Annotated in this window: 21 protein-coding genes, 1 other RNA gene and 1 other annotated feature; of the genes, 3 read left to right on the top strand and 19 right to left on the bottom strand. The window is 45.1% G+C overall.

What is annotated here, in order from left to right; all coding sequences use genetic code 11:
• Positions 1 to 131 precede the first annotated feature (131 nt).
• The 7 genes from bioB to cymR form a co-directional block, all read right to left on the bottom strand.
• On the bottom strand, positions 132 to 1,139 hold the full coding sequence (gene bioB, locus ACSQ2E_RS07950) for a biotin synthase BioB (RefSeq protein ID WP_435990052.1): 1,008 nt from the start codon (positions 1,137 to 1,139) through the stop codon (positions 132 to 134).
• Positions 1,140 to 1,156: 17 nt separating this feature from the next.
• Positions 1,157 to 1,759, bottom strand: a complete 603-nt coding sequence (locus tag ACSQ2E_RS07945; RefSeq protein ID WP_435990051.1) for a biotin transporter BioY — start codon at positions 1,757 to 1,759, stop codon at positions 1,157 to 1,159.
• A gap of 135 nt (positions 1,760 to 1,894) precedes the next feature.
• Positions 1,895 to 4,294: an SF1B family DNA helicase RecD2 gene (gene recD2 / locus ACSQ2E_RS07940; RefSeq protein WP_435990050.1), complete on the bottom strand. Its 2,400-nt coding sequence runs from the start codon at positions 4,292 to 4,294 to the stop codon at positions 1,895 to 1,897.
• A gap of 17 nt (positions 4,295 to 4,311) precedes the next feature.
• A complete protein-coding gene (locus tag ACSQ2E_RS07935) occupies positions 4,312 to 4,983 on the bottom strand; it encodes a tetratricopeptide repeat protein (RefSeq protein ID WP_435990049.1) in 672 nt (223 codons plus the stop codon).
• A 156-nt stretch (positions 4,984 to 5,139) separates the two neighbouring features.
• Positions 5,140 to 6,255, bottom strand: coding sequence for a tRNA 2-thiouridine(34) synthase MnmA (gene mnmA / locus ACSQ2E_RS07930; RefSeq protein ID WP_435990048.1), 1,116 nt, complete (start codon positions 6,253 to 6,255; stop codon positions 5,140 to 5,142).
• A gap of 49 nt (positions 6,256 to 6,304) precedes the next feature.
• A complete protein-coding gene (locus ACSQ2E_RS07925; protein ID WP_435990047.1) occupies positions 6,305 to 7,447 on the bottom strand; it encodes a cysteine desulfurase family protein in 1,143 nt (380 codons plus the stop codon).
• Positions 7,448 to 7,460: 13 nt separating this feature from the next.
• Positions 7,461 to 7,880: a cysteine metabolism transcriptional regulator CymR gene (gene cymR / locus ACSQ2E_RS07920; RefSeq protein ID WP_435990046.1), complete on the bottom strand. Its 420-nt coding sequence runs from the start codon at positions 7,878 to 7,880 to the stop codon at positions 7,461 to 7,463.
• A gap of 204 nt (positions 7,881 to 8,084) precedes the next feature.
• Between cymR and ACSQ2E_RS07915 the strand changes: the two genes are divergently transcribed.
• Positions 8,085 to 9,359 carry a replication-associated recombination protein A gene (locus tag ACSQ2E_RS07915; protein ID WP_435990045.1) on the top strand — a complete coding sequence of 425 codons (1,275 nt, stop codon included), beginning with the start codon at positions 8,085 to 8,087 and terminating at the stop codon, positions 9,357 to 9,359.
• A gap of 123 nt (positions 9,360 to 9,482) precedes the next feature.
• Positions 9,483 to 10,202 carry a protein-glutamine gamma-glutamyltransferase gene (locus ACSQ2E_RS07910; protein ID WP_435990044.1) on the top strand — a complete coding sequence of 240 codons (720 nt, stop codon included), beginning with the start codon at positions 9,483 to 9,485 and terminating at the stop codon, positions 10,200 to 10,202.
• A gap of 85 nt (positions 10,203 to 10,287) precedes the next feature.
• Here ACSQ2E_RS07910 and ACSQ2E_RS07905 read toward each other — a convergent pair whose 3' ends face one another.
• From ACSQ2E_RS07905 to ACSQ2E_RS07860, 10 genes are all read right to left on the bottom strand, one after another.
• Positions 10,288 to 11,238, bottom strand: a complete 951-nt coding sequence (locus tag ACSQ2E_RS07905; protein ID WP_435990043.1) for an ABC transporter permease — start codon at positions 11,236 to 11,238, stop codon at positions 10,288 to 10,290.
• Positions 11,231 to 12,157, bottom strand: a complete 927-nt coding sequence (locus tag ACSQ2E_RS07900; protein WP_435994445.1) for an ABC transporter ATP-binding protein — start codon at positions 12,155 to 12,157, stop codon at positions 11,231 to 11,233. Before ACSQ2E_RS07900 ends, ACSQ2E_RS07905 begins: the two co-directional genes overlap by 8 nt.
• On the bottom strand, positions 12,157 to 12,867 hold the full coding sequence (locus ACSQ2E_RS07895; protein WP_435990042.1) for an ABC transporter ATP-binding protein: 711 nt from the start codon (positions 12,865 to 12,867) through the stop codon (positions 12,157 to 12,159). Before ACSQ2E_RS07895 ends, ACSQ2E_RS07900 begins: the two co-directional genes overlap by 1 nt.
• A 2-nt stretch (positions 12,868 to 12,869) precedes the next feature.
• Positions 12,870 to 13,244 (bottom strand): GntR family transcriptional regulator, encoded by a 375-nt coding sequence (locus tag ACSQ2E_RS07890; RefSeq protein ID WP_435990041.1) that lies wholly within the window; start codon positions 13,242 to 13,244, stop codon positions 12,870 to 12,872.
• Between the two features lie 3 nt (positions 13,245 to 13,247).
• Positions 13,248 to 14,027, bottom strand: a complete 780-nt coding sequence (locus ACSQ2E_RS07885; RefSeq protein WP_435990040.1) for a hypothetical protein — start codon at positions 14,025 to 14,027, stop codon at positions 13,248 to 13,250.
• Between the two features lie 190 nt (positions 14,028 to 14,217).
• Positions 14,218 to 14,985 carry a tRNA threonylcarbamoyladenosine dehydratase gene (locus tag ACSQ2E_RS07880; protein ID WP_435990039.1) on the bottom strand — a complete coding sequence of 256 codons (768 nt, stop codon included), beginning with the start codon at positions 14,983 to 14,985 and terminating at the stop codon, positions 14,218 to 14,220.
• Positions 14,986 to 15,184: 199 nt separating this feature from the next.
• Positions 15,185 to 15,374, bottom strand: a non-coding RNA gene (gene ssrS, locus ACSQ2E_RS07875) — 6S RNA.
• A 70-nt stretch (positions 15,375 to 15,444) separates the two neighbouring features.
• On the bottom strand, positions 15,445 to 17,211 hold the full coding sequence (aspS, locus tag ACSQ2E_RS07870; RefSeq protein WP_435994443.1) for an aspartate--tRNA ligase: 1,767 nt from the start codon (positions 17,209 to 17,211) through the stop codon (positions 15,445 to 15,447).
• 31 nt (positions 17,212 to 17,242) lie between these two features.
• Positions 17,243 to 18,517, bottom strand: coding sequence for a histidine--tRNA ligase (gene hisS / locus ACSQ2E_RS07865; protein ID WP_435990038.1), 1,275 nt, complete (start codon positions 18,515 to 18,517; stop codon positions 17,243 to 17,245).
• A gap of 74 nt (positions 18,518 to 18,591) precedes the next feature.
• Positions 18,592 to 18,823: a binding site (T-box leader), on the bottom strand.
• 70 nt (positions 18,824 to 18,893) lie between these two features.
• Positions 18,894 to 19,070 (bottom strand): hypothetical protein, encoded by a 177-nt coding sequence (locus ACSQ2E_RS07860; protein WP_034757305.1) that lies wholly within the window; start codon positions 19,068 to 19,070, stop codon positions 18,894 to 18,896.
• A 161-nt stretch (positions 19,071 to 19,231) separates the two neighbouring features.
• On the opposite strand from ACSQ2E_RS07860, the gene ACSQ2E_RS07855 reads away from it, so the two are divergent.
• Positions 19,232 to 21,034 (top strand): SH3 domain-containing protein, encoded by a 1,803-nt coding sequence (locus ACSQ2E_RS07855; RefSeq protein WP_435990037.1) that lies wholly within the window; start codon positions 19,232 to 19,234, stop codon positions 21,032 to 21,034.
• Between the two features lie 50 nt (positions 21,035 to 21,084).
• On the opposite strand, the gene dtd is transcribed toward ACSQ2E_RS07855, so the two are convergent.
• Entirely contained in the window at positions 21,085 to 21,528 is a 444-nt protein-coding gene (gene dtd / locus ACSQ2E_RS07850) for a D-aminoacyl-tRNA deacylase (protein WP_435990036.1), read from the bottom strand.
• An 18-nt stretch (positions 21,529 to 21,546) separates the two neighbouring features.
• Positions 21,547 to 23,736, bottom strand: a complete 2,190-nt coding sequence (locus ACSQ2E_RS07845; protein ID WP_435990035.1) for a RelA/SpoT family protein — start codon at positions 23,734 to 23,736, stop codon at positions 21,547 to 21,549.
• Between the last annotated feature and the right edge of the window lie 128 nt (positions 23,737 to 23,864).

The following is a 23,864-nucleotide window of genomic DNA, read 5'->3' as shown; positions in this document are numbered from 1 at the left end:
TGCATGTTTTATACTTGTTTAATGAGTTCTGACGCACGAACATTGATGCAATATCAACGTTCTTATATAGTGTGGGATATTTTCCTGAATTCATAAGGAGTAACCTTTTCCATAGCATCCATTGAATATTTTTATCGGGTGGTGACGGACTGCCGGATTCCTTCTTTCACATAATCAATTTCGAATCCGAGATCTTCAAGCATTCTATGGTCCGCTGTCCCGTCCTGGCCGGCTGTCGTCAAGTAATCCCCGACAAAGATCGAGTTTGCGGGATAAAGGCCCAATGGCTGCAGGCTTCGCAGGTTCACTTCACGTCCACCGGATATCCTGATCTCTTTCGTCGGATTGATGAAGCGCATCAAGCAAAGGACCTTTAAGCAATATCTCGGGTTCAGTTCATCCGTTCCTTCAAGAGGCGTCCCGTCGATGGCATGAAGAAAATTGACCGGAATCGAGTCGGCGTCGAGAACCTTCAGGCTATGTGCCATATCCACCACATCCTGCAGCGTTTCTTTCATTCCGACGATGATTCCAGAGCAAGGAGAGATCCCTTGTGCTTTTGCCTGCTCTACGGTATTCACCCTGTCTTCATATGTATGGGAAGTGGTGATGTTTTCATGGTGGTTAACGGATGTATTGATGTTATGGTTGTAGCGATCCACCCCTGCTTCCTTTAACCGTTTCGCCTGGTCACCCTTTAATAATCCGAGGCACGCACATACCTTCAAATTATACTGTTGCTTGATTTCTTTAACCGCTGATACAACATGATCCACTTCCCGATTGCTCGGACCCCGGCCACTTGCCACGATGCAGTAGGTGCCTACATTTAGTTGATGAGCATTTTTTGCTCCCTTCATGATGGTTTCTTTATCCACCATGCGGTACTTCTCGATCGGTGCATCAGAGACGCTCGACTGGGAACAGTACCCACAATTCTCAGGACACAGTCCCGATTTGGTATTGATGATCATATTTAATTTGACCTTATTTCCATAATAATGTTTCCGGATCAAATACGCGCTGTGCAATAACTCCAAAAGCTCCTCATCAGGACTTCGCAGGATGGATAAAGCTTCTTCATTCGTTACTTCTCTTCCCTCAATGACCTGTTCCGCAAGTGCTTTCCACGTTTTCATAAGTCATCTTCCCCCCATTATGCTGCCCGATTCAGATTCCTGAATGTACTTTTTGATAGGACCGATTTCTCTAGACGATGTGCCATGACACCTGCACAGACGGCTAAAATGATGTCTTTAGGCAGTGGAACCACCATCCATGCCCATGCGAGCTTATAGGTGAATCCTTCCGGAGCTTGTGCCCAGAACTTGTAAGCAGCGTACATCCAGTTCGTTCCGACTACGTAATTGACCACCATCCCGACCAGTGCTGCGAAGATATATACTTTGATTCCTTTATGTTTATGTTTTTCTACGATTTTACCTGTGATGTAAGCTGTGAAAATAAACGAAACCACAAATCCGAAAGTCGGGCTCACTATAGATGATAACCCTGCTCCAAATCGTGCAAATACAGGGACCCCCACGAGTCCAACCAATGCGTACACTGTCATGGAAATCGCCCCGATCCTGCTTCCAAGAATTGCTCCTGCTAAAATGGCGAAAAACGTTTGTAGCGTAATAGGGACACCCCCCACTACCATAAAAGGTACGAATGTGGTGATGTTGGCACCAATCGCCATAAGTGCAACAAACATCCCTGCCAGTGTAAGATCGATCGTCCTTAATTTTCTGTTCATCTGTCTTCCCCCATCTGTCATTTTTTCTACAAGATAAGAATATCGCTTTCATTAAATATATGTCAACTTTAATTTATTTTAAGTTGACAATAAACCTAAAAAAAAGTTGATGAATGAAATCGTCATTCATCAACTTTATGCCTTCATGAAATCGTAAGGGCTGATCCCTTCCATCCCAATCATCGGATCTTCATTCAGGAGGAATTCTTCAATGGGTAAGTCCCCATCTGATGAATCCACTTCCCCCTGACTACCATCATGATCGATTAAGCCTCTCAGCTTCTCACTCAAGGTCGTTTTTCTGAGAAAGTCATCTTCCCTCTCCACTCCAAGTTTGAAAGCATCCAGCTCCCCGCAGAGAATGAGAAATTGCTTGCTCCTTGTAATGGCTGTATATAAGAGATTCCTCCGTAACATCCGATAATAACTCTTCACGACAGGTAAAATGACAATGGGAAACTCGCTTCCCTGGGATTTATGGATCGAGCAGCAATACGCATGGGTGATCTGCATGAGGTCCTGCCGTGTATACGTTACCTCATTGCCTTCATATAAAACAATGATCATGTCCTGTTTCTCAGTGTTTTCCTTTGCATAAAAGATCGAAACGATTTCACCGATATCCCCGTTAAAAACATTGTTTTCAGGCTGATTGACAAGCTGAAGAACCTTATCCCCTATCCGGTATTTCACATCCCCGAAGGCGATTTCTTTCCGGGTCCCATCATTACTGTTAAATATCTCTTGAAGAAGTTCATTCAAGCGGTCAATTCCTGCAGGACCCCTGTACATAGGGGCAAGTACCTGTATATCTTTTGGTGAGTAGCCCTTCTTCTTTGCATTTTCAACCACTTTTTGAACGACCTCGGAAATCTGATTCGTCCTGCATGGAAAGAACGAACGATCTTTTTGCTGTTTGGTCAAATCTGCGGGAACCTGTCCCCTTTTCATGTAATGGGCGAGTTCAATGATCGAGGAACCTTCTTCCTGCCTGTATATATCCGTCAACCTGACAGTCGGCACGCTTTCCGAATTCAATAAGTCCTTCAGTACCTGACCTGGACCGACAGACGGCAATTGATCTTCATCCCCGACAAATATCACTTGGATATCCTCAGGCAGAGCCTTCAGCAATTGATGGGCAAGCCAAGTGTCGACCATGGACACTTCGTCCACAATCAACAGCTTGCCCTCGATGGCCCGTTCTTCATCGCTCTGAAATCCTTCCTGACCATTCCATCCGAGGAGTCGGTGGATCGTCATGGCAGGCAGCCCCGTTGATTCCGTCATCCGCTTAGCTGCACGTCCTGTAGGGGCCGTCAGCAATACGGGGAACGGTTCATCTTTGTAATCCTTGGGATCCAGAGAACACCCGTGAAGATCCGCGAACAGTTCGACGATCCCCTGAATGACAGTGGTCTTCCCTGTACCCGGTCCACCCGTCAACAGAAGCATGGGAGACATCAAGGCCGTCTCGATGGCTTCCTTTTGAGAAGGCGCATACTGCACTCCAAGCCTGTCCTCCAGGGCCCCCAGTGACAGAAGGAATTCAGACTGGGGAAATTGATCTTTATACTGGGTCTGGGACAGTATCTTTTCAATGTTTGTCACTATCCCTTTTTCAGAAAAATAGAGGGAGGGGACATACACCTTCGTCCCTTCACCGATGACTTTACTTTCTTCTTCCAGCGAAACCAGTTGACTGGATATATCGGTGAATTCAATTCTTTCAGGCTGACTTTTCTCTAGGAGCTCTTTCACCGTTACAATGAGTTCTTCCGCTTCAAGATACACATGACTCTGCTTGACGCATGTTTGTTCCAGGGTATATAAACAGCCGGCTTTGATCCGGTCCGGATGACTGCCTGTCAAACCAATCTTGGATCCCAATTCATCTGCCCGGGTGAACCCGATCCCTTCAATATCTTCCACAAGCTTATAAGGATTTTTTTGAATGATTTCAAGTGCCTGCTCTTTATAAGCCTGATAGACCTTCATGGAAATCTGGGGACCGAATCCAAGCTCATTCAGCATGATCATGACCCGCTCGAGCCCCTGATGCTCAGATAACGTATCATAGATACTCTTAGCCTTTTCTTTTGGAAGCTTTGGAATTTCATCTAAGAGGCTTGGATTTTCGAGTATTTTACTGATCGCATTTTCCCCGATATGCTCCACTATCTTCTCAGCTGTTTTTTTTCCGATCCCCTTAAATAGATCACTTGATAAATAATGGACGACGCCCTGTGTGGTTTGGGGGATTTCTTTCTTGAAATGCTTGACATGAAACTGCATGCCAAACCTTGGGTGCTCTTGAAACCTTCCATAAAATACATAGGTCTCATCTTCATGTATCTTAGGAAAATTCCCAGTTACGACCGCCTCTTTATCCTCGTATGAATCATTCGTTTCGTCCACACGGATTCTCACAACAGAATAGAGATTTTCCTCATTATGAAAAATAGTGACAAGATGTCTTCCTTTTATATAAATTTCTTCCTCACCAAACAGCTTTAAAGAGTCTTGCTGGCTCAAGGCAGAGAACCCCCTAACTATTCACTTTGTTCATTTTTAAGCTTTTCGATCATCTTGATTCCATAACCCGCCAGCATATGATCAGGTTGAACCTCAATGGCTTTGTTGAAATACATGAGTGCCGTATCCGCCTCATCCTTGTGTCCTGCATACGCAACCCCCAGATTGTAATAAGCATCTGCATGCTCCGGATCCGTTTCCACCACTTGGGATAATTGAGTGATCGCTTCTTCATATGCTTCCACTTTCGCAAGACACAATCCTAATTGAAAACGGGCTTCGATGTCTTCTTCATTCAATTCAACACTTCGCTGAAAGTACGGTAGTGCAAACCTTGGCTGATCTAACTGGAACAGACTCATTCCAAGCATAAAGAATACGTCGGCATTCTCCATGCCTTTTGAGATGGCCTTTTCAAATTGATCTTTTGCTTCGTCAAACTTATTCTCATTGAAAAAGAGATTTCCGAGAGAGTAATAAGCTGCTCCTGCGTTTTCATCGACGGAAATCGCCCGTTCAAAAAACTTCTTCGCTTTTTCATTGTCGCCAACCGACATCAATACATTTCCAAAATTGATATACCCAACCGGCTCCTTTGGGTTTTCTTCGATGGCTTCTGTAAAGAGTTTTACCGCCTCTTCTACTTTTCCTTCTTGCAATAACTCTATTCCTTTTAAATTCTTATCCAATGTAAACACCTCTATATGGTCTATTATTTATGTATGTACTTCCTTTTATCGTTACTAGTATAACATAAGGGACATCCGGAAATGGAATCCTTCCTTGATGAAAAAAAGGACTGAGAGAAAAGAGATTCCAGCTCTCCTTTTCTCAGTCCTTTTGCTTTATCCGACGTACGTCAGTTTTTTTTCATCTTTAAAGATGGTATCGATCGTTCCACCACCAAGACATTCATCTCCATTGTAGAATACAACGGCCTGTCCCGGCGTCACCGCTCGAATGGGTTCATCAAAGATCACTTTTACCTTGCCATCTTCCATAGGAATGACCGTTACCTTATTATCAGCCTGGCGGTAACGGAATTTTGCCGTGCATGCGAATTCAGACGATTTCTCTTCGTTCGATGTCCAGTGCACATCCGTCGCAAGGATGGAATCGGAATAAAGGGCAGGGTGCTCAAAGCTTTGACCTACGTAAAGGACGTTTCTTTCCAGGTCCTTCCCGATGGCGAACCAAGGATCACCTGCACCGCCGATGCCAAGTCCGTGACGCTGACCGATGGTATAGTACATTAAACCATCATGTTTCCCAATCACTGTTCCATCCAGTGTCTCCATCTTTCCAGGTTGCGCCGGAAGATAGTTACTCAAGAAATCTTTGAAGTTACGTTCACCGATGAAGCAGATTCCCGTACTGTCTTTCTTGGTCGCCGTGGCAAGGCCCGCTTCCTTCGCGATTTCCCTTACCTTCTTCTTATCGATCGCTCCAAGTGGGAACATCACTTTCTCAAGCTGATCCTGCCCCAGCTGATTGAGGAAGTATGTTTGATCTTTATTGTTATCGACGCCACGGAGCATCTTATATTCTCCGTCACGATATTCGATCTGGGCATAGTGACCCGTTGCGAGATAATCCGCCCCTAATTTCAGCGCATGATCAAGGAATGCCTTGAACTTGATTTCCTTATTGCACATCACATCGGGATTCGGGGTCCTTCCGGCTTTATATTCATCCAGGAAGTACGTAAACACTTTATCCCAGTATTGTTTCTCAAAATTCACAGCGTAGTAAGGAATCCCAATTTGGTTACATACCCGAATCACATCGTTGTAGTCTTCGGTTGCTGTACATACTCCGTTTTCATCCGTATCATCCCAGTTCTTCATGAAAATCCCGATGACTTCATAGCCCTGCTGTTTCAATAATAATGCGGCTACAGAAGAGTCCACTCCACCGGACATCCCAACGACCACTCTCGTATCCTTTGGTTCTTTTTTCACTAACGCCACCTCCTTATTTCCGTTCGATCGCCTGAATTAGACGACCATCTTATGTTGTTAATCTCTTCACGATGTTTGCGACTTCATGGGCAGTCCTCTCAATCTGCTCCTCCGTGTTTCCAAGACCGAAGCTGAAACGGATGGAGTTCCTTGATTGCTCAGACTGTTTCCCATACATCGCCACAAGTACATGTGATGGTTCTATCGATCCAGCCGTACAAGCGGAACCGCTTGAAACGGCGATACCTGCCATATCCAAATTCATCAGCATGGATTCTACATCCGTGCCGGGAAAGCTTAAGTTTAGCACATGGGGTAATCCGTGCTCAAGGGATCCGTTCTCTTCGAATTCTATCCCATTATGGGCCAATGTTTCCCTAAGTAAATTCTTGAGACCAGAGAGCGCCGCATGCTTCTCTTCAAGAGAATGCCGGGCCAGCTCCACTGCTTTGCCAAGACCCACGATTGCATGGACATTCTCTGTTCCTGCACGACGCTTCCGTTCCTGCTCGCCGCCGTATGATCCCGGTTGCAGGTCCACACCTTTATGGGAATAAAGAAATCCAATTCCCTTGGGACCGTTGATTTTATGCCCTGAAACCGAAAGCAAATCGACCCCCAGGTCCTTGACATCGATGTTAGTCAACCCGAATGCCTGTACAGCATCCGTATGAAAAATGGCCTGATGATCCCGTAATAATTCACCGATTTCTTTAATCGGCTGAAGGGTCCCCACTTCATTATTCCCGTACATGATCGTCACGAGGATGGTATCATCCCTCAGTTCCCTTTCTAGGTCCGGAAGCGCTATTCTTCCTGCACGGTCCACAGGCAGGTACGTGACCTCGAAGCCTTTTGACTCGAGAAATTCACATGCATGGAGCACTGCATGATGCTCGGTCTGTGTCGTAATGATGTGGTTACCCTTTTCCTTATTGGCTTCGGCCGTTCCGATAATCGCTAAATTATCCGCCTCAGTTCCACCACTGGTGAAAATGATCTCATTGTAATCGGCATGGATGCTTTCTGCAATGATGGTCCGTGCATGATCCACAAGATGACGTGATGCACGTCCAAATGAATGAATGCTTGAAGGATTACCAAAGGACTCCTTCATCACAGCTGTCATTTCATCGATCACTTCAGGATGCAAGGGCGATGTTGCAGCATGATCCAGATACACTCTTTCCATTGATTGTTACCTCCTAGATATAGAACATATACGCATCTGATTCCCCGTCATCAGAGTGGCTGGCCAAATCTTCTATTGTGGTATTGTCGAGTACATCTTTGACTGCATCACGGATCCGGATCCACAGTTCACGCTTTGCCGGTTCCTCGTCCTCGATTCCTTCCACGGGACTGATCGGTCCTTCAAGGATCCGGATAATATCCCCCGCTGTAATGTCAGAAGGCTCATGGCCCAATACATAACCACCGTACGCCCCCCTGATACTTCTGACCAGACCGCCGTTCCGCAGTGGAGCGACAAGCTGTTCAAGATAATGTTCAGACAGCTCATGCTGCTGTGCGATGGTCTTCAGTGAAGTAGGCCCTTCACCGTGGCGTTTTGCAAGTTCGATCATAATGGTTAAACCGTAGCGGCCTTTAGTTGATATCTTCATGTCCAGCACCTCTATTATATTTAATAACGTCACATGTTGAGACGGGACGTTTTTCTTCTTATTGACTTTTGTTATTATAGCATATTCGCACTCTCACTGTGAAAGGGGCGGTTTCATTCTCACTGTGCATCCACAATATTTCCTTAATGGGATCTCCTGTGATAAAGTGAATGGTACTAGAACGTCAGTTTGGAGAGATGTTTCATGTCGATAAAACCACTTGCCTTCAAGATGAGACCAAGAACCATCGAGGAAATCATCGGGCAGCAGCATTTAGTAGGGGAAGGAAAAATCATCGACCGGATGGTGAAGGCGAAGCAGCTATCATCCATGATCCTGTACGGTCCTCCCGGCATTGGAAAAACGTCCATTGCAAGTGCCATAGCCGGAAGTACAAAATACCGTTTCAAAACCCTGAACGCCGTGACGAATAATAAAAAAGATATTCAAATCGTAGCAGAAGAAGCGAAAATGTCAGGAAGTGTGGTCCTCCTATTGGATGAGGTCCACCGACTGGATAAAGGAAAGCAGGATTTCCTCCTTCCCTATTTAGAGAACGGGATGATTACATTGATCGGGGCGACAACAAGCAATCCCTATCATGCCATCAATCCAGCCATTCGAAGCAGATGCCAGATTTTCGAATTAAAGCCTCTTTCAATAGAAGAAATGAAAATCGCCCTGAACCGTGCCATTGAAGATGAAGAACGCGGTTTGGGCGGATATTCACTCGATGTAACCGATGAAGCGATTGAACATTTTGCAAGTAGCAGTTTCGGTGATGTAAGAAGTTCCCTGAATGCATTGGAATTGGCTGTATTGTCCACTTCACCTGGTGAGGATGGGGTCATTCATATTGATGTCTCCATTGCAGAAGAGTGCCTTCAAAAGAAAAGCTTTTCTCACGATAAAGATGGCGATGCTCATTATGATGTCGTCAGCGCATTTCAGAAATCGATTCGCGGAAGTGATGTGAATGCAGCCCTCCACTACCTCGGAAGACTCGTTGAAGCAGGAGATCTGCCTAGCATTGCACGGAGATTGCTCGTGATTGCCTATGAAGATATCGGCCTTGCCAATCCCCAGGCGGGACCACGGACACTCGCGGCAGTGGAAACAGCTGAGAAGATCGGGTTTCCAGAAGCCAGGATTCCGTTAGCGAACGCAATCATCGAGCTTTGTCTATCACCTAAATCAAACTCGGCAATAACCGCCATCGATCTTGCCCTTGCAGACATCCGGAAAGGAAAGAGCGGCGAAGTGCCGGATCACCTGAAAGATGCACACTATCAAGGCGCGAAAGAATTGGGCAGAGGTGTGGAATATAAATATCCACACAGCTATGAATCAGGATGGGTGCCACAAACCTACCTGCCGGATAAACTGAAAAAGGCTCAATACTACACCCCCAAAGCCACAGGGAAATTCGAACAGGCCATAGCTCAGGTGTATGAGAAGATAAACAAGCAGGTAAAATAACCTGAAAACTTAGTGGAAGAAGAGACGGAAGAGTATCGTTTCTTCTTCCATTTTTTTCACTGTGTTATTACCATATCCCCCCACCCAATCATACATTAGTAAAAAGGCCTGGAGGTGTATGGATTGATCATCATCGAAAATGAATCCAACCCAAAGGATTTACCGAACCTGACCGCTGTTGAAGAAAACATATTTACTACATTAAAAGAAAGCCCCACCGACTATCGGTATCGGAATCTTCCAGAGCTCAAATATGAGCTGAAAGTAAGGGAAAGAATCATTTCTAATGCAAAAAAAATGAATGAAAGTGACGCCACTTTTTCAGCTTTCGAACATTCAAAGTTCAACCCGACATTTTGGACCAAGACCCCTTACGGATACCAGTTGAAGGAATCCAAGCTTCCATCTGACGCCATTGATGATATCTTCACCAACAGTTCTTCGTACAGCTTCGAATGCGTAACAAGTATCGTCCTGCTTTACTATAAATCCATCCTTGATACGATCAAACCTTCCTATTTCAATGAACTGTACTCACATCTCCTTGTCTGGGGCCACAACTATGATGATGACCTTCCGATGGTCACATACAAAGGGCTGGATTATATCCCCGGGGATGTCTATTACTTCTTTAATCCCGATTTTGAAGATCCGATCTGGATGGGTGAAAACTCTGTCTTTATAAAAGAAGACCAGTATTTCGGCCACGGTGTGGGGCTCATGACACACGACGAAATGATTGAAGCCCTGAATACACTTCGCAAAAAGGAAGCAACGAAGTCCGCCTACCTCCTTGAACAAGTTACACGCCTAAAATTTTCTGATTTATATCGATACACATAAAAAGTGACGAACTCTGATGAGTTCGTCACTTTGTTGTTTTTACATTATTTTGTCCAGCTGCGGCGGCTAGACCCTGGAGGCTTTTCTATGCCGCTACGTCCCTTTTATTGAATACCAGGAAGGCAAGCAGCTGGAAGATGATGAAATAAATGATCAGCATGGTGATGGAGAAGCCCATGGTCATGCCGTCGACGAGTGGCGCTGTAAAGCCTGTGTACTGAGTCAGGTCTGTGTTGGCGAACAGACTGTATTTTGCCCAGTCGAATTTAAGGGCGAGCAGGCTTGTGGCATTGCCCCCGACGAATAGTAGGAATAATGAAATTCCGATCGCCAGTGAGCTGCTTCTGAACACAGCTGAAATCATGAAGGCCATAGTAGCCATCATCACGATATTGACGGTTTGTAATAAGTACGTCTTGATCAAGTATCCAACAATATTCTGCTCAACCACTTTCCCATCGACAAATGCCAGGTGAGTGGACTGATCTGTCCCTCCGAACAATAGAAGCCCAAGAAGGAGTGATACGACGAATAATAATAACAACAAACTCATGCCGTACAAAATGACGGTAAAGTATTTAGAAAGAAGGATTTTGGTGCGCGATATAGGGCGGATGAGCAATAGCTTGATGGTCCCCCAGCTAAATTCACTTGCGACGATACCTGCTGCCACAATGATGGTGAATAATCCTACAACCAGAACGACATTGGCATTCGTTTCTACGAACGTCCAGGTCGTTTCTTTTACTTTTGGTTCGATATCGTTCTCAATGCGGTATTCGTTTATCGCGACTCTTCGTTCAGTATCTTTTTTAATAAATTTATTCAAATTAGGAGTTTCAGCCAACATCTGCTTATCTGATTCCACCTGGGCTGTTAGTTCCTGTTTCCAGTTATTCATTTCTTTTGCTTTCGAATCGCTATATTTGGTGAATGCGCCTGTCACTCCAATAATGAGAATCAACAGTCCAAGCATGACAAACGTTCCGACCCGCTTGAAGATTTTGGTCCATTCATTTCTAATAAGACTAAGCATGCATGACCTCTCCTTTATCATTTGTAATTTCCAGGAACCTGTCCTCCAATGTTTTGGCTACAGGCATGACGCTGTATATTTGCACATCGGCTTCTACCAGTGCCCGGATGACATCCGGTACTTGTTCTTTTGTCAGGGCCACCTGAACTTGTGATCCTTGGGATTCAAACTTGATGCCGGGGTCGAAACTGTTAAGAACGGCTTTAATTTTTTCCACATCGTTGATTTCGAAGTGATAGACTTGTTCAGACCCTTCTACAAAGTCCCTGACTTGTTGCACATCGACAAGCTTACCGGACTGGATGATCCCGATTCGGTCACACATCATTTCCATTTCAGATAATAAGTGACTCGATACGATGACCGCCATGCCCTCTTCCTCGGCAAGTTTTCTGATATACGCACGGATTTCACGGATTCCAGCCGGATCAAGACCGTTTGTCGGCTCATCGAGGATGAGTAGTTTCGGTTTATGGAGCAGGCACTGGGCAAGTCCCAGACGCTGTCTCATTCCAAGGGAGTACGTTTTCACCTTATCATTGATACGGTCCGTTAAACCGACCAGCTCAATGACTTCTTTCATTCGTTCATCGGAAATCCCTTTTTGCATGCGGGCAAAGTGTTGTAAGTTCTGATATCCCGACATGAACTTATAAAGCTCAGGATTTTCAACGATGGCCCCCACATCCTTAATGGCGCCTTCAAAGTCTTTCTTGATGCTTTTTCCTGAGATAAGGACATCTCCTTTTGATATATTCATCAATCCAACGATCATGCGGATCGTCGTTGTTTTCCCTGCTCCATTCGGTCCAAGGAAACCGAATACTTCCCCTTCATACACGTCGAACGTTAAATTATCAATGATGGTCTTGCCTTTGATGACTTTGGAAACACTTTGTAATTGCACAACCGTCTTCATCATTTCATCTTCCCTTCTGATTTTGTTGTCTTCTTCAACCACTGCAGGACAGATAGGCCTTCTGATTCTCTCAGCTCTTCCACCTGACAATGGCCTTTTATTTCTCCATCCGAGATGATATAGGCTTCATCCAGGATCGCTTCAATCTCATCGATTTCATGGGTGGCTATGATCACCGTCTGCTGTCCGAAATCAATATAGGAGAGGAGGCCTTTCACGATCGTATCCCTAACCATGGGATCCAGCCCTGAGAATGGTTCATCGAGTAGCAGCACTTCCGTGTTGCGGGACAATGCCAATACGAGCTTCAGTCTGCCCCGATTCCCTTTCGATAAATGCTTGATCTTCTTCCCGCCATCAAGCTCCATGAATTCCACCAGTTCATTCGCTCTCCCTGTATCAAAATCAGGGAATTGAGAGGCGTAGAACCGGATCATCCCCTCAACGGTGAACGCTTCATAAAACATATCCAGTTCTGTCAAATAGGCGACTTCGCTGGCACTTTTCCTGGTGACCGGTTTCCCGTTCATGGTGACAGTCCCCGCATTCGGGAGCACAAGTCCGGCAATCATTTTTAATGTGGTGGATTTGCCGCTGCCGTTCGGACCGAGGAGACCATATATCTTCCCTTTTTGAAAATGAAAGGATGTCTGGTTCAATGCTATTTCGTTCCCGTATTTCTTGGTGACACCTTCAAATTTCACCACCATCTCTATTCCTCCCCTCTTCTGTCAAGGTATTTTTCAACACCTTGGATCATTTGAACTTTCGTCAGACCCAGTTCTTTCATGTTCCGGATGAAGGACTCGATCACTTCCCTCTGGACTTTTTCATTCAGCTCTGTCAGAACCTCTTTCTTTTCCGTCACAAATGTTCCCTGCCCTCTCCTCGTCTCCACGATGTCCATCCTTTCTAATTCACTGTACGTACGTTGAATGGTATTCGGATTCACTCCTGATTGGACGGCCATTTCCCGGACGGAAGGCAGTTTGTCACCAAGTGCTAACTCTTTCCGCACGATTTCACGGATGATTCGATCAGCAATCTGCAGGTAGATGGGCTTGGAAGCTGTGTATTCTTCTGTCATAAGCTACACCTCAACCTTACGATCCAATAACCGGCAGGAAATGATAAAGACGATGATCATGATCATTCCTTCAAACAGGAAAGGCATGACCGGGAATGGGATCATTTCAGCATCGAAGCCAGCATTCGTTTCATCGGCACCAACGGAGAAAAAGAATCCGGAACTCACCTTTACGGTAAAGGTTTCAAAGAAGAATCTTTCCACCCATTCAATACTCATGAAAAAAGCCACTATACTTTGATAGACAATGATACAACCCCCTATAACGATCCAGCGTATACTCTTGAGTGACGGATACTTTGAGAGTGAATGGTAGAGTGTCCACAGGAATATCGTCCATCCGGAAAAGTAGAGTCCGACAATCGTCACGCCAAGATTAAAGAGAATGCCTTCTTTGAATGGCCAATAAGAGAAAAGAGATTCCTCCTGAAAAATGACCATGGTCAGAATCCCCAATATATCTACTAGTAACAGTGATAGAGTGGAATAAATAAAGGCAATGATGATTTTGGATAATAGGAGCTTAAATCCGCTATGGGGACTATGAAGCCACAATTGGGTTTTCCCTTCCACCCTCAGCATGGAGCAGACGATTCCCGGAAGAAAGGCGAAATGGAATACTCCGATCATAATGAGGAATATTTGTGTCATGCTTGGCTCCTGGACATAATGGCCAATCAACAACCCTATGATAAAAATGAGAAAAATAATGGCTATCCAGCCATAAAACCAAATACTGGAGGTTTTGAAGTCTTTCCAGAGAAGACCTTTAAACGCGTTCATCCTTACACTCCTCCGTAATGTGTTTTAGTGTTCTAGTTAGATAGTACACTATGACAGAATAAAACGTCAATCCTTTTTTTACCTATTTATTGGAATTTTTTCAGATGAAGGATGCTCATGAAAAAGGAGAAAGAACGAAGGACAGACAAAAGGACTGAATCCACCTTGGGGATTCAGTCCTTTTAAAGAATTATGATTTGTCTTTTACTCTTTTGATTTCAATATCCTTCAACAACTGGTTCGTCACATGACTCGCTGCAATCAGCCCGGCCACGGAAGGAACGAAGGCGTTGGAAGACGGAGGAAGCTGTGCTTTACGGATCTTCGCATCATCTTTCCCTACTTCCTTTCTGATCTCTTCACGGATGACGATAGGGCTCTCATCAGAGAAAACCACCGTCACACCTTTTTTGATTCCTTCTTTTTTCAGGCGGGTACGGATCACTTTGGCGATAGGATCCGTATGCGTCTTACTGATGTCAGCAATTTTGAAGCGGGTCGGATCGGTTTTATTCGCCGCGCCCATGCTCGCAATCAATGGAATATCCCGCTTCAGACATTCTTTCATTAAATGGATTTTATAGGAAATCGTATCAGAGGCATCAATGACATAATCGAGGCCCTGATCAAAGAATTCCTCATATGTTTCTTCCGTGTAGAACATTTTTAAAGCGATGACCTCACACTCCGGATTGATGTCCATAATGCGGTCCCTCATCAAATCAACCTTTGGCTGACCCACAGTAGAGAGCAATGCATGAACCTGACGATTTACGTTGGTGATGTCCACATCGTCTTTATCCACTAACACTAAACGGCCTACACCGGAACGTGCTAACGCTTCAGCTGCAAAGGATCCCACTCCCCCGATTCCGAGTACGGCCACCGTGCTATTCTTAAGGGTTTGAAGACCTTCTTTGCCGATCGCTAGTTCATTTCGAGAAAACTGGTGTAGCAAAATAATCAACTCCATTATAAGTATTCAACTAGGTTTATACTGAATTAGAATAAAGGATAGGGGACCGAAAATCAACATGAAATGTTGTCCTTCTCATTCGTTTACCCTATTTAGGGTAGGTTTAGCCCCGACAAAAAAGCCAGGCTGGTGTAAGCCTGACTCTTCAATTTATTTAAATATCTGTTATTAATTTGTTTGGACGAGTCCCAATCGTGCCGCCGCCATCATTTCCTTCGTTTTGAACCCGCTCTCGGCAGGTGGGTGCTTTATTCCACTATTTGTTAGTCCCCGGCACGGGGCATGAACGCCTAGCGGAAACATCAAGCTCCCGAAGTTTGAATTGTTCGGTCAAAACTGTTAGGTAAAAACGTCGTACACATCAGGACTCGTTTGTGATTGTCTAAATAATATCATACCACCAGGATGATTTCAACGAATGACCCCCGGAATTTAATTACATTATTCTACATCGAGTGACAAAGACAGCTCTTTTAATTGAGCTTCACTTACTCCACCCGGTGCATCTGTCAGTACACAACTTGCACTTGCCGTTTTCGGGAACGCAATCGTATCCCGGAGATTCGTGCGGCCAGCAAGGAGCATCACTAAACGGTCCAGCCCAAGGGCGATCCCGCCATGTGGAGGCGTTCCGTATTCGAAGGCTTCCAATAAGAAACCGAATTGCTCTTCCGCTTCTTCTTTCGAGAATCCAAGGACCTTGAACATTTTTTCCTGTATGTCACGCTCGTATATCCGCAGTGATCCGCCTCCAAGTTCGTATCCGTTCAAGACAAGGTCATACGCTTCGGCACGGACAGATGCAGGGTCCGTTTCGAACAGTTCAAGATCTTCCTTCACCGGCATCGTGAATGGATGATGCGCTGCATAGTAACGGTTCTCCCCTTCGTCAAACTCAAGTAGAGGCCAGTCTGTCACCCACAGGAAGTTGAATACTGTTTCATCAATCAGCTTCAAGTCTTTCCCCAATTTCAATCGAAGGGCACCAAGGGCGTCTGCCACAACTGATTTCTTATCTGCCACAAACAGCAGCAAGTCACCTGCTTCTGCATTCGCAGTAGTTGAAATCGCCGAAGCATCTTCTTCAGTCACAAATTTTGAGATCGGTCCTTTCAAGCCTTCTTCTTCTACCTTTAGCCATGCTAACCCTTTTGCTCCGTAGCGGGAAACAAACTCAGTCAATCCATCAATGTCTTTACGGGAATACTGTGATGCCCCACCTTTCACATTGATCAGCTTCACTTGCCCACCGTCCGCGACAGCGCCGGCAAATACTTTGAAGCCTGAATCCTTGACGATTTCGGATACATCGATCAGTTCCATGCCGAAGCGTGTGTCCGGTTTGTCAGAACCATAACGGCTCATGGCATCGTCATACGTCATTCTCTGGATAGGTAATGTAACGTTTACGCCTTTCACATCATTCATGAGCTTCTTCATCATATCTTCGACAAGTGAAATGATCTGTTCTTTATCCATGAAGCTCATTTCCATATCAATCTGCGTGAATTCAGGTTGACGGTCTGCACGAAGATCTTCATCACGGAAACAGCGGGCGATTTGATAATAACGGTCGAATCCGGAAACCATCAGCAGCTGCTTAAAGATTTGTGGTGACTGTGGCAGGGCATAGAATTCCCCTTTATGGACACGGCTCGGAACGAGATAATCACGTGCCCCTTCCGGCGTACTCTTCGTTAAGATCGGCGTTTCCACGTCCAGGAAGCCGTTATCGTTCAAGAAATTGCGGAATGATGTCGTTACATGATGACGCATCTTGAAGGTTTCCATCATCGCTGGACGACGAAGGTCTACGTAACGATATTTCAAGCGGACATCTTCCGACACTTCCATTTGGTCATCAATCATGAATGGAGGGGTTTTCGCTTCATTGATGATTTGAACCTCTTCTGCGTGGATTTCCACTTTTCCGGTTTTCAGGTTCGGGTTCACCGTTCCTTCTCCCCTTGCCACGACCGTACCCGTTATGCTCAGGACATATTCATTACGGATTTTCTCTGCAAGGGAAAGGGCATCTTCCGATAAATCCGGATTAAACACGACCTGTACGATTCCCTCTCTGTCACGAAGGTCTATGAAAATCAAGCCTCCCAGGTCCCTTCTCTTTTGCACCCAGCCTTTGATCGTGATTTTCTCACCGATGTATGTTTCTGTTATGTCTCCACAATATGCGGTTCTTTTTGTCATCATGTTCTCCTCCTTATCAAATCAACGCGTTCTATTTACCGAGCTTGCTCTTTACATTGTCAACAAACTGATCCAGGCTCACTTCTTCCTGCTCACCAGTAGCCATGTCTTTCAGATTGATTTTATTTTCTTGTAATTCGTTATCACCGATGACGGCCACATATTTCGCTTCATAGCGGTCGGCCGCTTTGAATTGGCCCTTCACCTTGCGATCCAGATAATCTTTTTCTGAAGAAATCCCTGCCGCTCTTAAATGATGAAGAAGCTTGACAGCATAATCTTTCGCGTCATCACCCAATGATACGATGAAGCACTCGACTCCCTGATCAATCGGGAGTTCGACGCCTTCTGCTTCCAATGCCGCAAGCAGCCTTTCGATACTGAAGGCAAATCCGATTCCATGCGTTTCAGGACCACCGATCATTTCAACCAGTCCGTTGTAGCGCCCACCTCCGCAAAGAGTCGTAATGGCCCCGAAGCCTTCTGCATCACTCATGATTTCAAAGGCTGTATGATTATAATAATCAAGGCCTCGGACAAGGGTGGGATCCACTACGAATTCCACATCCATGTCTGAAAGGTGAGTTTGAACTTTTTCAAAATACTGCTTCGATTCGTCATTTAAATAGTCAAGAATCGATGGTGCTGTAGACATCAATTCATGGTCGCGGTCTTTCTTACAATCAAGGATCCGCAGTGGATTTTTCTCCAGGCGATTCTGGCAATCGCCACAGAATTCATCGATCCTCGGTTTAAAGTGATTGATCAATGCCTCTCTGTGTGCATTCCTGCTTCCGGCATCACCAAGACTATTAATGACAAGCTTTAATTGAGTCAGCCCTAATCTCTTATAAATTCCCATTGCGAGGGAAATCACTTCTGCATCAATGGCAGGATCTTCACTTCCGAGAGCTTCGACGCCAAATTGGACAAATTGACGGTACCTGCCGGCTTGAGGTCTCTCATAACGGAACATCGGACCCGAGTAATAAAGCTTCGTCGGCTGATTCGGGTGACCGAACATTTTATTTCCTACAAAGGAGCGGACAACAGAAGCGGTCCCTTCAGGTCGTAGTGCCAGGCTTCTGCCTCCCCGATCTTCAAACATATACATTTCTTTCTGTACGATATCCGTCGTATCCCCCACTCCACGGGTGAACAGTTCACTCGCCTCGAAAATCGGGGTGCGGATTTCTTTATACTGATAGTTGTGACAAAGGGTCTTTGCCACTTCCTCTACATACTGCCATTTTTCCACTTCACCAGGCAGGATGTCCTGTGTACCTCTTGGAATCTGAATGGACAAGATGATTTCCTCCTTTTATCGTGCACGTTGATTTTTATGTAAATAAAAAAAGCCCTCAGTCCCTTGTATACTATACAAGGGACGAGAGCTGTTATTCCCGTGGTGCCACCCTAATTGAAGTCTATGAAAGACCTCCACTTAGCCAGTTAACGCCTGGTACGTTCATCTCCTACTAACGAATAAGTTTTCAGAGAGAAACCTCCTGAGTGTTCATTCACTAAGTCACATTGTAGAAATGCTCTCAGCCAAGGCATTTCCTCTCTTTACATGCGGGGGTTAGCTACTGTGCTCGATCAACGGTTTTTGTAAATGTTATTTTATTTGTATAATGATACGGTTGGCGCAGGTCCATGTCAAGAGGTTAAAAGAAATTTCGTCAGGATCGCTCCATTTTCTTTTTTAACAATTTCACTTCCCGTAACGATAATCCGAATTCGGAAGCAAGTTCTACATTCAATGCATCTTTTTCACGTTCTAAAAACTGATGGAAATCCACTCCAAATAACTGGTTATCTCCATTTGCGCTCATGAATCCTTTTTCACTCGACCTCACGTACACTCATCCTTTCAAAAACATTCCTACCTTTATCATTTCCATTTACCTATTTTTCTTTCGTTTTAGAGGGATTTTATTTTTTTTATCGTATTAAAACCATAAGGATTTCTTCAGGAACACCCCTTTTTCTAAAGAAATTGACAGATGGTGTTCAACACTTGAGCAGGAAAATCCGATATTACTATGGGTGTTTGTATTTCTTACAGGAGGTGACGAAGATTAAGAAAGTAATCACATCAATGTTGATTGTACTCTTGATGTTCCAGGTGCAGCCCTTCACGGATCAGGCACAGGCTGAAACCGGAAAGGTCACGATCAGTGTTTCCACCCTTAATGTCCGCACAGGACCGGGACTGAGCTTCCCCGTTTTGACAACAGTACATAGAGGGGAAGAGTACAAAATAGTAGAGACACAAAAGGATTGGTATAAAGTCGAAACAAATAGTGGCGACGGCTGGGTGGCCGATTGGCTCGTCACAGTGGAAAAGACTGTCTCCGATGATTCATCCCCTCGAGAAGGTCAGGTGAACACAGACGGTCTCCGCGTCAGAAATGGTCCAAGCACTTCAGACGACGTCGTGACGGTATTACAAAATGGAGATACGGTGAAAGTTACGAAAGAAGATGGAGACTGGCTGAACATTGAATCAGGAAGCACGAGGGGGTGGGTCCACCGTGATTACATAACGGGAACAGAAGCCGCCCAAGAGAAAAAAAAGGTAAACCAAAAAGGGATCATCACTGATGACGCTTTGAATGTCCGAACATCACCATCCCTGCAGAGCTCCATCCTTGGGGTATTGAATAAAGGAGATGAGATAGAGGTGACCGGAAGTGTTTCCGGTTGGTATGAGATCCGGTTCGGCGATGAGATTGCATGGATCAGTGATTCATACGTAGAGTTCTCTACCGGTTCTGATGAAGGTGAAACAAGCCCATCCGAAGAGGAATCATCCTCCACTGGAGACATGGTCGGGATCATTTCGGTACATGGTCTCAATGTTCGGGATGAAACCTCCCTGAACGGCCGAATTGTCGGTAAGGTATCCAAGGGTGAGAAATTCAAATTGTTAAAAGAGAAAAATAATTGGTATCAAATCAAGCTCCCGAATGGGGAAAAAGGATGGGTTGCCGGATGGTATGTTCAAAAAACAGTGACAGCCGCCTCCCGTTCAAGTAACAGCTCAAATGAAAACATCACGATTCTATACAACGGTACAAATATTCGCAGCGAAGCAAACACCCAGGCAAGTGTCGTCAAACGAGCAGCAAGTGGAGAGTCTTTTCAAGTAAAGAGTAAGGATGGAGACTGGTATGAGGTGGAATTAGCCGATGGCAGTGCTGGTTTTGTAGCCGGCTGGGTCGTTTCGGTCCGCTCTGCAGCAGGTGAAAACACGACGCCTGATCATAAAAAAAGCGGCGGTCTCGAAGATAAAGTGATTGTGATCGATCCCGGACATGGAGGAAGGGACAGTGGTACTACGGGAGCAAGTGGTACACTTGAGAAGCTCCTTACCATGAAAACCGGGGAACTCCTTGCCGAAAAATTGAAAAGCGCAGGGGCAAAGGTCAAGTTAACAAGAAAAACCGATGAATATTTATCTTTACCATCAAGGGTATCATTATCTCATTATAATCAGGCAGACGCCTTTATCAGCATCCACTTTGACAGCATTATGGATTCTTCCATTACAGGTCATACGACTTACTACTATCAGAACCAGCAAAAAGAGCTGGCAGAGGAGGTCCACGAGAGTCTCTCGGATCGATTACCCACCTCGGACCGTGGTGTCCGTATCGGGGATTATCATGTCATCCGTGAAAACAACAGGCCAGCCGTCCTTTTGGAATTGGGATTCCTCAGCAATCCATCAGAAGAAGCCAATGCGAATACTCAGTATTTTCAAGATTTGGCTGCGACGGCCATCTATCATGGGCTGAGTGATTATTTCTCAGATTGATGTCCATTCAAATAAAAAGGCTGATTCCGCTACTGGAATCAGCCTTTTTATCAGGTTTTACTCTCGATCAAGAGTGTAACAGGACCATCATTCGTCAGATTCACATCCATCATCTCACCGAATACGCCTGTAGCTACCCTCACTCCTTTTCCCTCGAGAATCTCATTGAAAGAATCATAGATCACTTCTGCATGCTCGGGTTTGGCCGCATTCATGAAATTCGGCCTTCTTCCCTTTCGGACGTCGCCATACAGGGTGAATTGGGAAATTGATAGAATCTCCCCTCCCACATCAAGCAGGGAATGATTCATCTTTCCTTCATCATCTTCGAAAATGCGAAGATTCACAACCTTTTCTGCCACATAACGGGCATCTTCCTGTGTATCTTCATGGGTGATCCCTACAAGCAGTACAGCGCCTGAATGGATTTCTCCCTTTACTTCTCCATCAACAGTGACGGAGGCTTCTTTACTTCTCTGCAGCACAACCCTCATAAAGAAATCTCCTTTAGTTTAGTTCATGATTCGCCTTACAGCATAAACATCTGAAATCTGTTTGATTCTCTCTACCACTTTGTGCAAATGGGAAATATTTTGAATCGAAATGGACATGTTGATGGTGGCCACTTTGTTCCGGTCCGATTTTCCACTCACAGCCGATATATTCGTCTTCGTTTCATTCACCGCCTGAAGTACTTCATTCAGGAGCCCTCTTCGATCATAGCCGGAGATTTCAATATCGACATTGTATTCTTTGCGGTCATTTCCGTCGCTTTCCCATGAGACGGGAATGAGGCGCTGTTCCACTTCATCCGCCATCACATTGGTACAATCCGCACGATGGACTGAAACGCCGCGCCCCTTGGTAATGAAGCCGACGATTTCATCCCCTGGAACCGGACTGCAGCAGCGTGAAAGCCGGATAAGGAGATTATCGATCCCCTCTACCTGTACACCTGCATCTTTTTTCCGCTTGACGGGTTGAGCATTCAATTCCTTCATCGTTTCTTCCAGGTTATCTTCCTGTTCCCGCTTCTTCCGGTGTTTTTCGGTTAGCCTGTTTGCGATTTGAGCCGCTGTGATCCCGTTATACCCGACGGCTGCGTACATATCATCTTCGTTTGAGAAATTGAATTTCTCAGACACACGCTTGATGTTTTCGGGATTCAGGATTTCCTTCACATCGAAATCCTGGTTTTTGATTTCTTTTTCGACCAGCTCACGGCCTTTTTCAATATTTTCTTCTCTGCGTTGTTTCTTGAAGAACTGCTTGATTTTATTCTTCGCCTGGGAAGTCTGGGCGAGCTTCAGCCAATCCTGACTCGGACCATACGAATGTTTGGACGTAAGGATCTCGATGATATCCCCCGTTTTCAGCTTGTAATCAAGAGTGACCATTTTTCCATTGACCTTGGCACCGATCGTTTTATTGCCGATTTCCGAATGGATCCGGTAAGAAAAGTCGATGGGAACGGAGCCTGATGGCAATTCCAATACGTCTCCTTTAGGAGTGAATACAAAGACCATATCGGAAAACAGGTCGATTTTAAGAGATTCCATGAATTCTTCAGCATTGGCCGATTCATTCTGAAATTCTAATATTTCCCTGAACCAGGATAGCTTTTTCTCGAACGAAACAGGTTCATTGGCTTCTTTTCCTTCTTTATACGCCCAGTGTGCCGCAACCCCGTATTCAGCGATTTGGTGCATTTCAAGAGTTCTGATTTGCACTTCCAGTGGGTCGCCTTTAGGACCGATGACCGTCGTATGAAGGGATTGGTACATATTCGGTTTCGGCATGGCAATATAATCCTTGAACCTTCCGGGCATCGGTTTCCAGCATGTATGGACGATTCCGAGTACAGCATAGCAATCCTTGATGCTGTCTACTACAACCCGCACGGCAAGCAAGTCGTAAATTTCATTGAATTGTTTGTTTTGCAGGGCCATCTTACGGTAAATGCTGTAAATATGCTTAGGTCGTCCGGAAATTTCAGCCACGATTTTCACATCGCCCAGCTTATCTTTCACTTCATTGACGACTTCCTCTAAGTACTGTTCACGCTCGGCACGCTTCTTCTTCATCAAATTGACAATACGATAATACTGTTGAGGATTTAAATATCGGAGCGACGTATCTTCCAATTCCCACTTGATCTTTGAAATCCCTAACCGATGGGCCAAAGGAGCGAAGATTTCAAGTGTCTCATTTGCTATTCTCCGCTGCTTCTCCTGTGGTAAATGTTTCAGGGTTCTCATATTATGGAGGCGGTCTGCCAATTTAATCAGGATGACCCGGATATCCTGAGCCATCGCTACAAACATTTTCCGGTGATTTTCAGCCTGTTGCTCTTCATGGGATTTGTATTTTATCTTTCCAAGCTTCGTGACCCCATCAACGAGCATGGCCACTTCGGCATTGAACGCTTCTTCAATTTCACCGAGGGAAATACCCGTATCCTCCACTACATCATGAAGAAACCCTGCAGCAACGGTTGCCGGATCCATCTCTAGATCCGCCAGTATCCCTGCCACCTGAATGGGATGGATGATGTAGGGTTCACCAGACTTACGGTATTGCTCACTGTGGGCATCCCTTGCATATACGTATGCCTTCTGGACCATTTCAACATGCTCATCATTTAAGTATGCTCTTGTTTTATCAATAACCTGTTCCGGGGTTAGTACTTGATCTTTAGCCATGATCAAAATCACCTTTGTATTTTAATATAGTTCACGATTGTTCGATTTTAATGATTGTTACTATTATCAAAAAAAAAAGAGATTCTGTAAAGGGTTTAGCAGAAAATTCTCAGAATCCATCTGATTTT

This window comes from Rossellomorea sp. LjRoot5, assembly GCF_964253455.1.
GTDB lineage: Bacteria > Bacillota > Bacilli > Bacillales > Bacillaceae_B > Rossellomorea.
The sequence above is the reverse complement of the archived record's forward strand: the minus strand, read 5'-3'. Positions and strand labels throughout refer to the sequence as shown.

What these genes read in the sequence shown, in the direction of transcription:
- bioB (WP_435990052.1), bottom strand. Translation starts at nt 1,139, where the DNA reads ATGAAAACGTGGAAAGCACTTGCGGAACAGGTCATTGAGGGAAGAGAA.
- ACSQ2E_RS07945 (WP_435990051.1), bottom strand. Translation starts at nt 1,759, where the DNA reads ATGAACAGAAAATTAAGGACGATCGATCTTACACTGGCAGGGATGTTT.
- ACSQ2E_RS07925 (WP_435990047.1), bottom strand. Translation starts at nt 7,447, where the DNA reads ATGGAAAGAGTGTATCTGGATCATGCTGCAACATCGCCCTTGCATCCT.
- cymR (WP_435990046.1), bottom strand. Translation starts at nt 7,880, where the DNA reads ATGAAGATATCAACTAAAGGCCGCTACGGTTTAACCATTATGATCGAA.
- ACSQ2E_RS07915 (WP_435990045.1), top strand. Translation starts at nt 8,085, where the DNA reads ATGTCGATAAAACCACTTGCCTTCAAGATGAGACCAAGAACCATCGAG.
- ACSQ2E_RS07905 (WP_435990043.1), bottom strand. Translation starts at nt 11,238, where the DNA reads ATGCTTAGTCTTATTAGAAATGAATGGACCAAAATCTTCAAGCGGGTC.
- ACSQ2E_RS07900 (WP_435994445.1), bottom strand. Translation starts at nt 12,157, where the DNA reads ATGAAGACGGTTGTGCAATTACAAAGTGTTTCCAAAGTCATCAAAGGC.
- ACSQ2E_RS07895 (WP_435990042.1), bottom strand. Translation starts at nt 12,867, where the DNA reads ATGGTGGTGAAATTTGAAGGTGTCACCAAGAAATACGGGAACGAAATA.
- ACSQ2E_RS07890 (WP_435990041.1), bottom strand. Translation starts at nt 13,244, where the DNA reads ATGACAGAAGAATACACAGCTTCCAAGCCCATCTACCTGCAGATTGCT.
- ACSQ2E_RS07885 (WP_435990040.1), bottom strand. Translation starts at nt 14,027, where the DNA reads ATGAACGCGTTTAAAGGTCTTCTCTGGAAAGACTTCAAAACCTCCAGT.
- aspS (WP_435994443.1), bottom strand. Translation starts at nt 17,211, where the DNA reads ATGACAAAAAGAACCGCATATTGTGGAGACATAACAGAAACATACATC.
- dtd (WP_435990036.1), bottom strand. Translation starts at nt 21,528, where the DNA reads ATGAGGGTTGTGCTGCAGAGAAGTAAAGAAGCCTCCGTCACTGTTGAT.
- ACSQ2E_RS07845 (WP_435990035.1), bottom strand. Translation starts at nt 23,736, where the DNA reads ATGGCTAAAGATCAAGTACTAACCCCGGAACAGGTTATTGATAAAACA.